The organism is Rasiella sp. SM2506 (assembly GCF_050859505.1).
Classification (GTDB): Bacteria; Bacteroidota; Bacteroidia; order Flavobacteriales; family Flavobacteriaceae; genus Marinirhabdus.
The window spans coordinates 1,590,546-1,605,800 of sequence record NZ_CP193934.1; the positions used below are offsets into that span (position 1 = coordinate 1,590,546).

The following is a 15,255-nucleotide window of genomic DNA, read 5'->3' on the forward strand; positions in this document are numbered from 1 at the left end:
TTAAATCTTTTTATATGTCTGGTCGAGCGCAGTCGAGACCTCCATTTCGGTAGGACGATATTTAAAATGTGTCATATTTCTACATTCCGATAGAATTTGTAACATTTCAAAATCTTTATTAGCTAACGCTAATTTCTTTTTTGCACTCCAGTTTTTTATTTTTTTTTCAAAGTAAATGCCTTGTTTCACATCGTTGAACTCTTGATAAAAAATAAGTTCGAGAGGTCTTCTTTTATATGTAAAAGCGCCTTTATTTCTTCCTTCTTGATGTTCTTGAAAACGTCGAGAGATATTATTTGTAAAGCCAGTATATAATAATCCATCTGCACATTTTATGATATATATGTAATAAGATTTCATAATTAGTCTAATTTTTGAGGTCTCGACTGCGCTCGACCAGACACGGTGACTTTTTTTAACCTTTAGTTATCAAACAAAAAAGTACCATAACGGCACAAAGCTGAAGATACAAACCAGCGCAGAAAGTACGATACCTAGGATACTTATTTTTTTGTTAATCTTCATTCCTTTAATTCCGAAGAAAATACCAATAAGTCCAATAATGAGCGCTGAAATTTTGAAAACTTTAGGGGTTACAACTAGCTGAGGTGACATTGTATCTAAAGCATTTTGATTGTAGCTCATTAATGTATCCCAAACCAACCAATTTATATATGCCAAGAAAATAATGCCAAGCCCTGCAATAACCAAGGAAAGTATAGCATGTTTCATTTAGTGCATTTTCAAGAGCTTACCATTAATATAGGAACTGCGCTAATTTTCAAATTCTTTTATCGCGGTATCTGGAGAAATTATCGTGTAGGCAGCCCAAATTGCGGGATCGTATTTGCTAATTTTCTCTAATTTCACAGCAGAACGTTCATTTAAGTTCAAAAATTCATTTTCAGAAACTGTTTCAGAATTCACAAAAAGGAGTTCATTTAATTCATTGATATCGGCTTCGGTATCGATATCCATTTTTAATTTCATGCGATCCTTTCTGTCTGGATTATTTTCAATAAAAGTAAAAGATCGGTTCAGGTATGTGTAGCGCTGGGTTTGTGTTTTTATATATCGAGGAACATATGTGTCGCTACTGTTTTTTTGGTAGATTACCGTTCCCGAGCGTTCACTTTCCCTGTACTTAAAGCCCAATAAAAGCTTTAAATTAATGCTGGTTCCTTTTTTGCCTTCGGCCAAGGCGTACACTACTTTTAAAACGGCATAACTGTCTGCAGAAACATAGAGTTCCCCGGCATAGTTGGCAGAGTTTTTTCTTGGTGTAAAAGAGAGCACATACACAGTTTCTCCATTAAAATTTGTGAGGTTGTCGATAGTATAGTCATACTTTTCAAAATCTGTAACAAAATCAAACTGGCTGCCTTTCATGAAATTGTTTGCCTTTAAAATGCGCTGCAAGCTTCTCTTTCTATCTTTTATATCAAGCGTGTCCATGGTGGTTTTAAATGCATTTTTTAGCTCCAGGGAATCTCCTAATGGAAATAGCCCGCTTCTTACCTTAAAGGTGTTGCTGCTTTCAAGACTTTTTGCAATCACTTCAATGGCTTTGCTTTGTATTACGCCTGCTGACGTATTTTTAGTTGTATTGATTAATTTGGTAGCTTTCTTTATGTCTATCTTAATGGAATCATTTTGTGAAGTATATACTTCCGTAAAATCATCATTATAAATAGTAGAGGTTTTATTTGCAGCGTTTTTTGAAATGTTGCTAAGTTCCTGGTTTACGTTAGCAAGTACCTTTTTGTCCACAAAATCTGCTTTTTTGATTTTAAATTCGTTATTAATAGAATGGTTTTTTTGTTTGTTTCTGCTGAAAACTGTGAGTTTTTGAAAACCAGTATCGTAGTTTTCTATAATACGCTCGTTTACTCTTGTTAGAATCGTAGTAGGATTCATGTTTTTATTTATGAGGTACACATTGTCCAGCTTATCTACATTTTCTGAAAGATAAATAGTGTCCTGTGCCAAATCCTTAATGGCAAAACTTGTTTGTTTATACCCTAAAAAAGAAAATTTAATAGAGTCATTTACAGTGAACTTTTCGGTGCTGATGTTAAATCGGCCCTCACTGTTTGTAATTACGCCATAGTCTGCCCCAATCTGTACTGTGGCAAATGGAATGGTCTCGTTACTTTTAGTATCCAGAACAACTCCAGATAGCACTTGAGAGAAGCTTATAGAAGTGAAAAAAAGAAATAAAAGAGTTACAACTCTAACGGAATTAGTAGATTTTTTTGACATATCGAGAAAATGGTTGTTTTGTTAACGAAAGTTGAATAATCTTTACCTACTACCTACTACCTACTACCTACTACCTACTACCTACTACCTACTACCTATTGCCCGCTGCGTACTTTTTTCGCGCCTTCTTCCACCTTCAACTTTAATCCTTCTTTGTAGGCAATCACTTTGTCCAACACACATTTGTCTGCGGTGCTTATGATTTGTGCGGCCAGGATTCCTGCGTTTTTTGCTCCGTTTAAGGCAACAGTTGCTACAGGTACGCCACCTGGCATTTGTAAAATAGAGAGGATGCTGTCCCAGCCATCAATACTATTGCTGGATTTTACAGGAACCCCAATTACGGGCAGGGGTGAAAGCGAGGCAATCATTCCGGGTAAATGTGCAGCACCACCGGCTCCGGCTATGATTACTTTAATACCGCGCTCATGTGCGTGTTTGCCATAATCAAATAGTTTGTCTGGCGTTCGGTGAGCAGAAACAATATCTACTTCTATTTCAATATCAAATCCTTTTAAGATGTCTATGGCATCCTGCATTACCGGCATATCGCTGGTGCTTCCCATGATGATTCCTACTTTACTCATACTTCGTAAATTTCAAGTTTTAAATTCCAAATTCCAAAATGCCTTGTAGTTATTTGAAAATTTGTGTCAATTATTTTAAGGATTTTAAAGTGTATTTGTCATAAGTCATTACATCAAAGACTTTAGATTGATTAGTATTCAACCATTTTTTATAAATAAGCTTTCCATTTGCATAAAGATACAATTCATTTCCTATTATTTTCTTTTCAAAAGTCATTTTACTTGCTAATAACTTTAATACTCTTCTTAACCTCTTCAGCAGTCTCCCTCGCTTTATCAATGTCTTCATTCACAATAGTCACATGACCCATTTTTCGAAATGGTCGCGTTTGTTTTTTCCCGTAAATGTGTGGCGTTACACCATCCATTTTTAGGATTTTTTCAATGTTTTCGTAATGTACCTCTCCTGTATGGCCTTCAGCACCTACTAGGTTTACCATAATGCCGCCTACTTTGCTGTCTGTATTTCCTAACGGAAGATCCAGAATAGCTCTAATATGTTGCTCAAACTGGTTGCAGTAACTGGCTTCAATACTATAATGGCCGCTGTTGTGAGGTCTTGGGGCTACTTCGTTTACGATAATGTCGTCATCTTCAGTCTGGAAAAGTTCTACTGCTAATAATCCTACGTGCTGAAAGGCTTCGGAAACTTTTACAGCGATTTCTCTCGCTTTTGCTGAAACTGCTGCTGAAATTCTAGCCGGGCAAATAACATATTCTACCTGGTTGGCTTCGGGATGAAACTCCATTTCCACCACTGGATAGGTTTTTACTTCTCCTGAAACGTTACGAGCCACAATTACTGCGAGTTCGTTTTTAAACGGAATTAGCTTTTCAGCAATACATGCGCCTTCCGCAAGTGGAATCATATCTTCTTCCGTGCGAATCACCGAAACGCCTTTGCCGTCGTACCCGCCTGTACAGCTTTTCCAAACAAAAGGGAGGGTAAGATCTTTACGTACAATGGCTTCGGTAGCATCAAACTTATCTTTAAAGACCAGAAAAGGAGCTGTTGGAATGCCATGTTTTTTATAAAATTGCTTTTGAACGCCTTTATCCTGAATATTCCGAAGGGTTTTAGCCGAAGGATATACGCTCTTGCCTTCACTTTCCAGTTTTTCCAGTGCTTCTATATTCACGCCTTCAATTTCGAACGTAAGCACATCTACCTTTTTTCCGAAGGTATACACGGTATCGAAATCTAACAAGTCTCCTTGTTCAAAATAGTCACAGGAAATACGTGACGGCGCCTCGTCACTTGGGTCTAAGACGTGGGTTTTAATATCAAATTTGCGCGTTTCATAGAGCATCATTTTGCCCAGTTGGCCGCCGCCTAAAATCCCTAGGGTGAAGTTGGAAGAAAAATAGTTTGCCATAGCACAAAGGTAATGAAATCGAAATACGAAACCGAAACTGAAAATAGAAACAACTAAAAAAATCGTCATTCGTATCTCGTAGGTCGTACTTTGAGAATTTGTATCTTTGCACCTTATATTATAGGAACCCCATTTTATTATTTATTGTATGTGGAATTGGATGCAAAAGTTCTTCGGAATAAATACTAAAAATAAAGATTCCGAAGTTAATCAAACTAAGGAAACAGAATTAAAAAGATTCCCGCCTTCGCGGAAAATGAATATGAAAAATATAGTTTTATTTGGCCCTCCAGGCGCAGGAAAAGGAACACAAGCCGATGTATTAAAAGAAACCTACCAGTTAATTCACCTTTCTACAGGGGATATGTTTCGATACAATATGAAGAATAATACCGAGCTTGGAAAACTAGCCAAAACGTATACAGAAAAAGGACACTTGGTGCCAGACACTGTAACCAATGAAATGCTGAAAGACGAAGTAACACGCCAATTAGAAAAGAGCCCAAACGGATTTATTTTTGATGGGTATCCGCGCACCAAGGATCAGGCAGAAGTATTGACTGCTTTTTTAGCTGAAAAAGGAACCGAAATAGCCGCCATGGTTGCTCTTGAAGTAGATGATGAAGTTTTAGTGGGCAGATTGCTAGAGAGAGGCAAATCCAGCGGAAGAGCAGACGATGCAAACGAAACTGTAATTAGAGAGCGTATTGCCGAGTACTACCGTAAAACCGATATTCTAAAAGAATACTACCAAGCCGAAAATAAATACTATGGTGTGGATGGTGTTGGAAGCGTTAAAGAAATAACTCACAGGTTGAGTGATGTCATTGATACATTATAATTAAAAAGTTAATGTGCACTGGTTGCGTATTCGCTTTAATGGTAACAAAAGCTATAATAAATAGTCCCGCATAGGTGGGGAAAGCATATGACTGAAGGAAATTTTACAGACTACGTTAAAATACACGTTATCTCCGGAAAAGGAGGACAGGGAAGCGCTCACTTACGCCGCGAAAAGTATATTCCTATGGGAGGTCCCGATGGCGGTGATGGGGGACGTGGAGGTCATGTTATTCTACAGGCCAACGAGAATATGTGGACGCTCCACCATTTAAAATTTAAACGTCACTATAGTGCAGGTTACGGTGCTTCCGGAGGAAAACAAACCAGTACTGGAGCCGATGGGGACGATGTGTATATTCAAGTTCCTTTGGGTACCCTGGTGAAGAATACAGATACCGACGAAACGTTAAAAGAATTACTAGAACACGGCGAAGAGCTTATTATCGCCAGAGGTGGTAAAGGGGGCAGAGGGAATAATCACTTTAAATCTTCTACCAACCAAACGCCACGCTATGCCCAACCTGGAACGGATGGACAAGAAGGAAATTTTACGCTGGAGATGAAAGTCTTAGCAGACGTTGGACTGGTAGGCTTCCCAAATGCAGGGAAATCTACATTGCTTTCTGTAGTAACGGCGGCAAAGCCTAAAATTGCTAATTACGAATTTACTACCCTAAAACCCAACCTGGGTATTGTAGCATATAGAGATCATAAAACCTTTGTCATGGCAGATATTCCTGGAATTATCGAGGGTGCAGCCGAAGGAAAAGGATTAGGTCATTATTTTTTACGACATATAGAACGTAACTCCACCTTATTGTTTTTAATCCCTGCAGATGCTCCGGATATTAAAGAACAGTATGAAATCCTCTTAGACGAACTTCGTCGGTATAACCCGGAGTTATTAGATAAAAATCGCCTGGTAGCCATCTCCAAAAGCGATATGCTGGACGAAGAATTAAAAGCCGAAATGAAAACACTACTGGACAAGGAGTTTAAAGGAATTCCGTATCTATTCTTTTCTGCGGTGGCACAAACGGGCTTGATGGAATTAAAAGATACCCTTTGGAAAATGATGAATGAGCAATCTGTACACTGAGCCTAGTGGAAGTGTAGAAGATAATGAACGAACAGTCTGTTCACTAAATGAGGTGCTATTTCTTTGAATAAGTCTTTGTAAGAGTTTTCATTTACACTATTTTGCCGAAAAAATATTAGTAATGAAACAATATTTACTTTCCGCAGCTTTTTTACTATTCAGTTTTGTTGGGTTTGGGCAATGCCCTACTGATAATGTGGTGTGGCTCCAAACTCAAGCCGATGTAGATGCCTTTGCCATTAATTACCCTAATTGTACGGAGCTTAATACAAATTTGATCATAGGTTTCAATACCTCTGACATTAATGATCTATCAGGATTAAGTCAACTTACACAAATAGGTATGCCAATTGGTAATGGTGTAACTGTAAGCATTGCTGGTGGTCCTAATCTTTTAAGTCTTTCAGGGCTGGAAAATCTTGAATTTATAGGTGGTACTTTTTTTATAGAAGATACTGGAATTACAAATTTATCTGGCTTAGAAAGCCTTACGAATATAAGGGACTCATTTGTGGTTACTAGAAACGCAAACTTAATAAACTTCGTAGGGGTAGATGTCCTTTCTGAAGTAGGAAGTCTCTCGGTAAGTGATAATATCTCTCAAACTAGCTTTGAGGGAATGGAAGCCTTTCAAGGGATAACGCTTGGTCTTGGAGATATTCAAATAAACAATTTAGAAAGTCTTACTTCTTTACAAGGGTTAAATAACGTTTCAAAAATTAGACAGTTAAGATTAGTAGGTTGTAATGTGCTAACAAATTTAGATCCTTTCTCAAACCTGACCGAATTAGGTTCTTTTATTATTCAGGATAATGAAAGCCTCTCCTCAATCAATGGTCTTGCAAATGCAGATCCAGAAGCGGTTTTTTTCTCACTTAGTATAAGGGATAATCCAAATCTTTCTTATTGTTCAGTCCAACTGCTTTGTGAAAATTTTGACAACACCAACCCAAATGTCGTCATATTCATTGAAAATAATGCCCCTGGCTGCAACACACCTCAAGAAGTAGAAGATTTCTGTGGCGTTGTTTTTATCCCAGACAACAACTTCCTAAACGCATTATTAAATCACACCCCAATCATAGACACCAACACCGACGGCAACATTCAGTTTGATGAAGCCGAAGCATTCACAGGAACATTAAACCTAGCCAATAAAGTAATTTCAGATTTTACAGGCCTGGAAGCTTTTATAAATATCACAGGATTTAACGGGAGCGGAAATTTTATGAGCGAACTTTCTTTGGAAAGCAATACAGCCTTAACAAGTGTAGATTTTTCTGAAAGTCCAGATGTTGAAAAGATATTTATGAAAAACGGGAACAATACCGCGATCATCAATTTTAATGGCTTGGATTGCCCAAGCTTAGAATTCGTATGTGTAGACGATGTAGCATTTGCACAAGCCAATTTTATTAATATAGACCCGCAAGTAGTTTTTGTAGAAGACTGTGAAGTATTAGCTGTGGAAGATTTTAATTTTGCTGAAGCTGTTTCAGTATTTCCTAACCCAGTTTCAAACACCCTAACAATTTCCATCGCTTCAAATTTCAATTTTATAAAAGCTGAAGTGTATTCTATTGGCGGTAAAAAGCTGAAAGAAACTTCAGCAAAACAAATCGATTTTAGTAATTTTTCAGCAGGGATTTATTTTGTGAAGGTGGTTACAGAGAGAGGAACTATTACTAAGAAAATTATTAAAAAATAATTATGAAGCAATTTTTACTTTCAATAGCATTTTTACATTTTGCGTTTATTGGATTTGGGCAGTGTCCTATGACTACAATTATTTTAAATTCCCAAGCTGATGTTGATTCTTTTGCGACAAACTACCCTAATTGTACTGAGATTTATTCAATATTTAGAATAAATTCAACAAGCACAACAGACCCAATTACAAATTTATTGGGATTGTCCTCAATTCAAAAAGTTCGAAGATTGGAAATTGGATACAATGATTTGCTTGTAAGTACCGAAGGATTAGAGAACCTATTGTTTTTTGATGACCCAGGGGATCTTCCCAGGGTAAATGTTTACAACAACAGTAATTTGGAAACTATACATAATTTGTGTGCTACAGGAGTAGGGCTCTTTCAGCTATCTGTTTCGAATAATCAAAACTTAACAAACCTAAATGGATTTTCTAATATTGTTGAGAGTACTGAGATTTTTATACTAAATAATGATTCCTTACTCGATTTACAAGGGCTGGAGAATATTGCAGTGATGCGCGAACTCAATGTTGGCCAAAACGAATTACTGCAAACAACACAAGGACTGAATAATGTGTTGTTAGACCCAAGTGAACCTGGGACTATTCATATTTTTGATAACGAAGTTTTAGCTTCCATCCCTAATTTGCTTGGAGCAGCATCAGATATTGACGAATTAACATTAGCTGATAATTTACTCTTACAGGATCTATCTGGTTTAAACCAGATTTTTTCTGTAAATCGCTTATATATTGAGAACAATGAAACCTTAACAGATTTAACTCCTTTTCAAAACATCAACGATGCTAAGACGTTAGTTATTTCAGATAATGATATGTTACAAACAACAGCAGGTTTGGAAAATGTAGAATTTATTCCTAGCCCAGGCCTACCAACCTTTGTTAACATTCGTTTTAATAATATACTGACAGAAATTCCCAACTTAACTGCAACTGGTTCCAATGTTGAAACTTTATACATTCGAGATAATCCTTCCATCCAGAGTTTATCTGGTCTTTCCGGAGTTGTAAGTGCGGAGATTTTAGATATTGATGGCAATACTTTATTACCCAATTTACTTGGTTTAGAGCAATTGGATATTGTTGAAAAACAAATTCGCATACGTGATAATGCTATTTTGCAAAGCACGATGGGGTTTGATAATGTGTTTATTGATAGCGAAAACTTTATTTCAGGTGGAAACTTGAGTATTCTCAATAATCCAATGTTAGAAAACATAGATAATTTAATCGCAAGCAACTCAGTTGTCTATTCATTAGATATTCAAAACAATACTTCATTAAATTCACTAAGCGGCCTCAATGGGTTAGGCGATGTGTCTCACAGTATAAGTATTAATAACAATCCTGTCGAAAATTTATTACCGTTAAGTAACATTACAAATGCTTCCTTATATTCTTTATTGATTTCTTCATGCCCAAATTTAGTTTCACTTGAAGGTCTTGAAGGTGTAACAACTGTTACCGATAATATTTCAATTACAGGAAACACACAATTAGAGAATTTAAATGGATTACAACCCACCTCGGGAACTCAACTTGATTATGTTACGCTAGTAGGTAACCCGTCTTTAACCTCTTTGGTAGGACTTGAGGGTATCACAACTTTTAACATAAAATTTGAGATTAGGGATAACGATGTGCTACAATCCCTTGATGGAATTGCACCCGCATTAGTGCTTGGATCACAATTGTTTATATACCAAAATGAAGAGCTCCACGATATAAATGTACTGCAAGGAGCAACATTGGAAGGTTATAATTTTGTAAAAATTGAGGACAATCCAAATCTCTCTCATTGTAGTGTTGGTGCAATTTGTAATATTTTAACCAACACCACTAATTATTCAATAGCCAATAATGCACCGGGCTGTAATTCAGATGCTGAGATTTTGGCAATTTGTGGTCAAAATTTGAATGTTGTATCAGGCAATGTTAGGTTTGATTTTAATATGGATACTTGTGATTTGGGTGATTATCCGGCAAATAATCTACTTGTTAAAGTTACAAATGGCGTTAACAGTATCACTGCTAATGTAGATGAAGATGGGAACTACTTACTCTATGTCCTAGAAGGAACTTATGATGTTTCTTTGGTTGAAGCCTCAATACCCATTTTTTTTGAAGCAAACCCTAGTGGCAGCACTATTGTTTTTTCTGGATTTGGCAATCAAGAAACAGTAGATTTTTGTCTTGCAGCAACTCAAAGTGTTGATGATATAAAAATTACTTTGATTTCCATAAATGACGCAAGACCAGGCTTCATGTCTAGTTATATCTTGGTATATGAGAACGTAGGAACGAACATTTCTAATGGTGAGATTACCTTACAATTTGATGAGCTGCGCCAAGATTTTATAAGCTCAAATCCAGTCCATGATGTGTTTTCAAATAACGAAATTACTTGGGATTTTGTAAATCTTGTTCCTTTTGAAAGCAGATCTATAGCGATTGATTTCAACAACTTTCCGCCACCCGTAAACAATGCAGATGACATTTTGATGTTTCAAGTTGACGTTGTTCCACAACTCATAGATGCAAATCCAGGAGATAATGAATATAGTTTGACACAAATTCTTGTCAATTCGCAAGACCCGAATGATAAAACTGTAAATCAGGGAGAGACAATTGCCATAGAGGCTGTGGGCGATTATTTAGAATATGTTGTAAGGTTTCAAAATATTGGAACAGCAAGTGCTATCAATGTTAGAATAGAGGATGAGCTAAGTTCAAAATTGAACTGGGAGACTTTTAGAGTGCTTTCGGCAAGTCATGATTATCGATTAGAAATTACCGATGGAGACAATGTGGATATCATTTTTGAGAATATAAACCTCCCTTCTGTGAATGATGATCCTGAAGGAAGTAATGGGTATGTAGCTTTCCAGGTAAAATCACTTTCCAATCTTGTATTGGGAGATATTATCGATAATGAAGCGAATATCTTTTTTGATTTTAATGCTCCCATAATTACCAATACAGTCCAGACCACAATTAGCGATCTCATTCCTCCCTTAGCTTCTTGTATGGATATAGAAGTATTTTTAGATGAAAATGGAATGGTTTCGATAAATGCATCGCAAATAGATGATGGGTCTGTAGATAACGTAGAAATAGGGTCGCTAGAAGTATTCCCTAATACATTTACCTGTGTAGAAATAGGTACAAACCAGGTTACATTAATTGTCACCGATACTAGCGGTCTTGAAAGCACCTGTACTGCAATAGTTACTATTGTAGATGAACTGATGCCAATCGTAACTTGCGATACCGATTTTGTTGAACAAATTGAATTGGGTGCTACTTTTGAGGTGCCAAATTATTATAATGAAGGCATCGTCACGGCATTCGATAATTGTACGTTACCTTTAACGGATGTAAGCCAAAATCCAGTGCCAGGTACACAATTAGATCCTGGGCAGTATATTATTTCTACAACAGTTACCGATGCTAGTGGTAATGATAATAACTGTACATTTAATTTAACAATAGAAACAGTATTGAGTATTTCAGAAGTTGTTTTAGAAAGTATCGTATTACTAATCCCCAACCCAGTTTCAGACACCCTAACAATTTCCATTGCTTCAAATTTCAATTTTATAAAAGCCGAAGTGTATTCCATAAGCGGTCAAAAACTGATGGAAACTTTAGCAACACAAGTAGATATGAGTGATCTTTCTACCGGGATTTATTTTGTGACCGTGGTAACTGAAAGCGGGAGCATCACTAAGAAAATTGTTAAACAATAATAAACAAGCAACCTTTCGGCGTAATTTTTGACTATTTTAGTGAAAAGCAAGGCCATGAAATTTATCTATATTTTAGTAATTAGCAGTATGTTGATAGCTTGCGGCACCACCGTGGGCATAGACTACGATAAAACAGCCGACTTCTCAACCTATACCACCTATAATTTTTACCCCTCCATAGATTCTGGTTTAAGCGACCTGGACGACAAACGCGTAATGCAAGCCGCAGATAGTTTATTGCAACAGCGGGGCTTTGTAAAATCTGAAACTCCGCAAATCTATATCAATTTTTTTGCTAAGGAAAATATCTCAAATTCTCGCAATACTTTAGGAATTGGTATTGGTGGCGGTGGCGGTAATGTAGGAGTAGGCGTGAGCGGTGGTATTCCCATAGGCGGACGTGTGGTAGCGCAGCAGTTTACAATGGATTTTATAGACGTTACCAAAGATGATCTGGTATGGCAAGCTGTGGCAGATGGCGAATATAAAGAGAAAGCCTCCCCAGCTCAAAAGGAGGCGTACTATTGGGATGTGGTGGCTAAAATGCTAAAGAAGTATCCGCCTAAAAAATAATAGTTTTTACTCCTCATTAAGGTCAGTCAATTTTGAATTTGTTTTTCTGGAAATGGAAATATAGGATTGTTGAAGTGGTTTTTAACTATAAGTGAGTTTTATAGGTGTCGCTTTTCTCTGTATTTTTCATTTGGGAACTAATAAATGGAATTCTTGGAGCTAGAAAATAACCTGTTAAACTCGCAAATAAAATAGGGATAAAATAAGAAAACCCTGTCAAGGTAGCCAGTAGGATCGTTGTACTCATAGGGGTTCTAGTTACGCAGGCATTAATTCCTGCCATACAGCATATAATAGCCAGTGTAAGACTTGTGGAAGGAAATATTTGATGAATAAGTAAACCAAGCGTTGCGCCTACAAAGAAAAGCGGAATAATAAACCCACCTCTCCAACCTGAAGTTACGGTAATAGAAATAGCCAGTATTTTAAATACTAAAATTGAAATGAGAAAATATACAGTAAAGTCGCCTGCTAAAAGTTCGTTTATTTGGTAGTGACTAAAATATCTTGTTAGTGGGAAATAGTAAGAGATAATTCCTAGTAAAACCCCTCCAATTAGTGTCTTTATATAAATGGGTGCTGGTCGTTTATTGAATAACGATTTAAAAAACTTTGTACAGTAAATAAACAACCAGCCTACAGCTGTGGCTGAAACGGCAAAAAGAACAGAGAATCCAAAATCCATAACCCCCGAATACTGATAAGACGCTAATTCCCAAAGTGTACCCAACCCAAGATGAATAATTAAAGCAAAAACTACATAACTAAAACTACTAGCTACTAAGGCAGGAATAATTGCTTTGTAATATTCTACGGCGTGTTTATGATGTAAAATTTCTAGCGAGAACAAACTTCCACCTAGCGGCGCACCAAACATAGCGGTAAAGCCCGACGCCATTCCAGCAATACTCATAGATCGTAATTCTTCACCCTTTAATCTAAATACTTTACCCAACCAGGTGCCAGTAGAACCAATTACTTGTACTAAAGGAGCTTCGGGACCCAGACTTCCTCCAGAGGCAATACAGAGCAAAGAAGAAAGAATCATAGAAGGGTTGTTTTTTGGATCAAGCTTCCCTTTATTAAACCTAATGTTATTTACTATTAAATGAATTTCCCCAGGATCTCCTATAAAGTGAATGATTAAACCTGCAAGAAGACCACAAATTGCCATTATGGGAATAACGAACCAACCTTCAAAGAATGCTATTTTATGTGTTAAAAATTCAAGAACAATCCAGTAAAGTCCGGCAATAATTCCTCCTAATAAACCAAGAATAGCCCATAAAATAAAGGTTCGACTAAACACGAAAGGGTTAAATCTAATAGGTTGGTCTAAAATATTTAGATACGTAACTAGTTTTCTTCTTCTCTTAAGCTTCAATTTTTGGGATTGGTTTTATAGATTATACAACGTGTTTGTAGCTCATTCGGATTTAAAAATAAACAAATAGGCAGGATCTTTCATAGAGAAATTTCATCATATTATAAGATTGCTTTGCTATTGGTCATTCTCTTTTCCCAAATGTTGGATCAACTTCAAATTCGTTCTACTGCCATCTATGTTTATATAATTCAATTTTACAAATCCATATTCAGAATTGAAATAGGATGTTAATTTGGTTTCTCCAATACGGCTTTTAGCAGTAGATTCAATAACAAAACAATCAATTTTCCCGAGAGCAGTTTTAATTTTTCTTTTGTCTGTAATCTTGTAGTTATATTGGTTCTCTATTTGCCCTTCCCAAACCTTCCACCGGTCGTCTCCCCAACCGTCTCCTATTACAAGAGTCCAGTCCCATAGATTGCCAACTTTGTAAGGTGCTTTTATATAAGGAAACGGATTCAGTTCTAAAATTCGAAAATACTTGTTTCGCGGTGGGTGCATCCAAATATTAGCTTCATTTTCAATGACTCCAGACGCTCCATTAAAAGGTGCTATCCCGTTTTGGGTTAAGTAACTATATTGGATAATGGTTTGGTTGTAGTCTGGAATATGTTGAATCATAGGCTCAAGTCCAGCTTTTACGGTTATGCTTACTTTGTTGATGGTATTTTTATCTATAGAATCTATGGGAACAAATTTCCACGCAAACTTCCAATCTTCTACAGCCTCATCCCAGGTAAAAAAAAGTGTATCGTTTGTAGATGTTATGTGCTCAAAATCATAAGTAAAAATGGTTCCTTCCTTAAAAGTTGTGTTGTTTTTTGTAAATCGGTTTTGATCCACATGAGTCGAATCAAATTTTTCAACCGAAATCCCATCTTCTGTAATTAAGATATAATCCTTATCAATTTCTTTGTCAATTTTTTTTGGTGTCGACTCGCAACTTGCAAATAAGACTAGTAAGAAAAGAATTAAAATGTGTGTTGCTTTCAACATAAGTGCGGGTTTACATATTATACGGCGGTCTTAAGCGGCTGTATTTGCAGGTTAATGGTGTCACCAGACGTAATTATCCGCTAGATCAATTTTTATAAAGTTAAGAATTTTAAATAAAGCCGAATGTAACCGCTGTATTATATGCATTGTAAGTAGTAATTTAATCAATTGTTGATTTACTAATCCAATTATCAAATTTGTAACTTTCCATTGAGTTATTCATTGGTTGTATAATCATGGAATTTCCTCTCGATTTAAGGACAAAATTTTTATCAATTACGACACAATCTCCATTCAGTTTTTTATTTGGTTGATGAATACTAATTAAATCAAGAAATACACCTTTTAGAGATTCCATTTCCCTTTGATTAATTTTAAATTTTGATTTTTTTAAGTTCAACTTGTCATCATATTTTGCTATGTAGTCAGAAGTGTTTTTATCCTTTTCCAAAATCAGTTTATTCCGTCCAATTTCACTTGCTCCATATCCGCCGTGATTTATAATTGTAATTTCTATTTTATCTGAATTCAGTATTTTGTTCAGAGAATTTTCATTAGTCGGCAAGACTGTAACCAATTTTGCGGTTGCAAATCCTGTCAACATTATGAATCCGATTATTGCGATTGTTTTTTTTATCATTGCTTACAACT

The 15,255-nt window shown here is 36.3% G+C and carries 13 protein-coding genes; 5 read left to right on the plus strand and 8 right to left on the minus strand.

What is annotated here, in order from left to right; translation table 11 throughout:
- The 5 genes from ACQ2HF_RS07170 to ACQ2HF_RS07190 all read right to left on the minus strand — a co-directional run bounded on the left by ACQ2HF_RS07170 (position 1) and on the right by ACQ2HF_RS07190 (position 4,225).
- Positions 1-360: a GIY-YIG nuclease family protein gene (locus ACQ2HF_RS07170; protein ID WP_432412843.1), complete on the minus strand. Its 360-nt coding sequence runs from the start codon at positions 358-360 to the stop codon at positions 1-3.
- A gap of 69 nt (positions 361-429) precedes the next feature.
- Positions 430-732 carry a hypothetical protein gene (locus tag ACQ2HF_RS07175; protein WP_432412844.1) on the minus strand — a complete coding sequence of 101 codons (303 nt, stop codon included), beginning with the start codon at positions 730-732 and terminating at the stop codon, positions 430-432.
- A 42-nt stretch (positions 733-774) separates the two neighbouring features.
- Positions 775-2,262, minus strand: coding sequence for a carboxypeptidase-like regulatory domain-containing protein (locus ACQ2HF_RS07180; protein ID WP_432412845.1), 1,488 nt, complete (start codon positions 2,260-2,262; stop codon positions 775-777).
- A gap of 95 nt (positions 2,263-2,357) precedes the next feature.
- The gene (purE, locus tag ACQ2HF_RS07185) at positions 2,358-2,849 is read right to left on the minus strand and encodes a 5-(carboxyamino)imidazole ribonucleotide mutase (RefSeq protein WP_432412846.1); all 492 of its coding nucleotides are present in this window, start codon (positions 2,847-2,849) and stop codon (positions 2,358-2,360) included.
- A gap of 218 nt (positions 2,850-3,067) precedes the next feature.
- A complete protein-coding gene (locus ACQ2HF_RS07190) occupies positions 3,068-4,225 on the minus strand; it encodes a 5-(carboxyamino)imidazole ribonucleotide synthase (protein ID WP_432412847.1) in 1,158 nt (385 codons plus the stop codon).
- Between the two features lie 262 nt (positions 4,226-4,487).
- Between ACQ2HF_RS07190 and ACQ2HF_RS07195 the strand changes: the two genes are divergently transcribed.
- The 5 genes from ACQ2HF_RS07195 to ACQ2HF_RS07215 all read left to right on the plus strand — a co-directional run bounded on the left by ACQ2HF_RS07195 (position 4,488) and on the right by ACQ2HF_RS07215 (position 12,221).
- Complete coding sequence (locus tag ACQ2HF_RS07195) at positions 4,488-5,066, plus strand: adenylate kinase (protein ID WP_432412848.1); 579 nt, start codon at positions 4,488-4,490, stop codon at positions 5,064-5,066.
- 87 nt (positions 5,067-5,153) lie between these two features.
- On the plus strand, positions 5,154-6,167 hold the full coding sequence (obgE, locus tag ACQ2HF_RS07200; RefSeq protein ID WP_432412849.1) for a GTPase ObgE: 1,014 nt from the start codon (positions 5,154-5,156) through the stop codon (positions 6,165-6,167).
- A gap of 121 nt (positions 6,168-6,288) precedes the next feature.
- Positions 6,289-7,875 (plus strand): T9SS type A sorting domain-containing protein, encoded by a 1,587-nt coding sequence (locus ACQ2HF_RS07205; RefSeq protein WP_432412850.1) that lies wholly within the window; start codon positions 6,289-6,291, stop codon positions 7,873-7,875.
- Between the two features lie 2 nt (positions 7,876-7,877).
- A complete protein-coding gene (locus ACQ2HF_RS07210; protein WP_432412851.1) occupies positions 7,878-11,648 on the plus strand; it encodes a DUF7619 domain-containing protein in 3,771 nt (1,256 codons plus the stop codon).
- 54 nt (positions 11,649-11,702) lie between these two features.
- Positions 11,703-12,221 carry a DUF4136 domain-containing protein gene (locus tag ACQ2HF_RS07215; RefSeq protein ID WP_432412852.1) on the plus strand — a complete coding sequence of 173 codons (519 nt, stop codon included), beginning with the start codon at positions 11,703-11,705 and terminating at the stop codon, positions 12,219-12,221.
- An 85-nt stretch (positions 12,222-12,306) separates the two neighbouring features.
- Here the strand turns inward: ACQ2HF_RS07215 and ACQ2HF_RS07220 are convergent, their stop codons facing one another.
- The 3 genes from ACQ2HF_RS07220 to ACQ2HF_RS07230 all read right to left on the minus strand — a co-directional run bounded on the left by ACQ2HF_RS07220 (position 12,307) and on the right by ACQ2HF_RS07230 (position 15,244).
- On the minus strand, positions 12,307-13,605 hold the full coding sequence (locus ACQ2HF_RS07220; RefSeq protein WP_432412853.1) for a chloride channel protein: 1,299 nt from the start codon (positions 13,603-13,605) through the stop codon (positions 12,307-12,309).
- Between the two features lie 117 nt (positions 13,606-13,722).
- A complete protein-coding gene (locus ACQ2HF_RS07225) occupies positions 13,723-14,604 on the minus strand; it encodes a hypothetical protein (protein WP_432412854.1) in 882 nt (293 codons plus the stop codon).
- Positions 14,605-14,764: 160 nt separating this feature from the next.
- On the minus strand, positions 14,765-15,244 hold the full coding sequence (locus tag ACQ2HF_RS07230) for a hypothetical protein (protein ID WP_432412855.1): 480 nt from the start codon (positions 15,242-15,244) through the stop codon (positions 14,765-14,767).
- Positions 15,245-15,255: the final 11 nt, after the last annotated feature.

What these genes read in the sequence shown, in the direction of transcription:
- ACQ2HF_RS07230 (WP_432412855.1), bottom strand. Translation starts at nt 15,244, where the DNA reads ATGATAAAAAAAACAATCGCAATAATCGGATTCATAATGTTGACAGGA.
- obgE (WP_432412849.1), top strand. Translation starts at nt 5,154, where the DNA reads ATGACTGAAGGAAATTTTACAGACTACGTTAAAATACACGTTATCTCC.
- ACQ2HF_RS07190 (WP_432412847.1), bottom strand. Translation starts at nt 4,225, where the DNA reads ATGGCAAACTATTTTTCTTCCAACTTCACCCTAGGGATTTTAGGCGGC.
- purE (WP_432412846.1), bottom strand. Translation starts at nt 2,849, where the DNA reads ATGAGTAAAGTAGGAATCATCATGGGAAGCACCAGCGATATGCCGGTA.
- ACQ2HF_RS07225 (WP_432412854.1), bottom strand. Translation starts at nt 14,604, where the DNA reads ATGTTGAAAGCAACACACATTTTAATTCTTTTCTTACTAGTCTTATTT.
- ACQ2HF_RS07180 (WP_432412845.1), bottom strand. Translation starts at nt 2,262, where the DNA reads ATGTCAAAAAAATCTACTAATTCCGTTAGAGTTGTAACTCTTTTATTT.
- ACQ2HF_RS07175 (WP_432412844.1), bottom strand. Translation starts at nt 732, where the DNA reads ATGAAACATGCTATACTTTCCTTGGTTATTGCAGGGCTTGGCATTATT.
- ACQ2HF_RS07210 (WP_432412851.1), top strand. Translation starts at nt 7,878, where the DNA reads ATGAAGCAATTTTTACTTTCAATAGCATTTTTACATTTTGCGTTTATT.
- ACQ2HF_RS07205 (WP_432412850.1), top strand. Translation starts at nt 6,289, where the DNA reads ATGAAACAATATTTACTTTCCGCAGCTTTTTTACTATTCAGTTTTGTT.
- ACQ2HF_RS07195 (WP_432412848.1), top strand. Translation starts at nt 4,488, where the DNA reads ATGAAAAATATAGTTTTATTTGGCCCTCCAGGCGCAGGAAAAGGAACA.
- ACQ2HF_RS07170 (WP_432412843.1), bottom strand. Translation starts at nt 360, where the DNA reads ATGAAATCTTATTACATATATATCATAAAATGTGCAGATGGATTATTA.
- ACQ2HF_RS07215 (WP_432412852.1), top strand. Translation starts at nt 11,703, where the DNA reads ATGAAATTTATCTATATTTTAGTAATTAGCAGTATGTTGATAGCTTGC.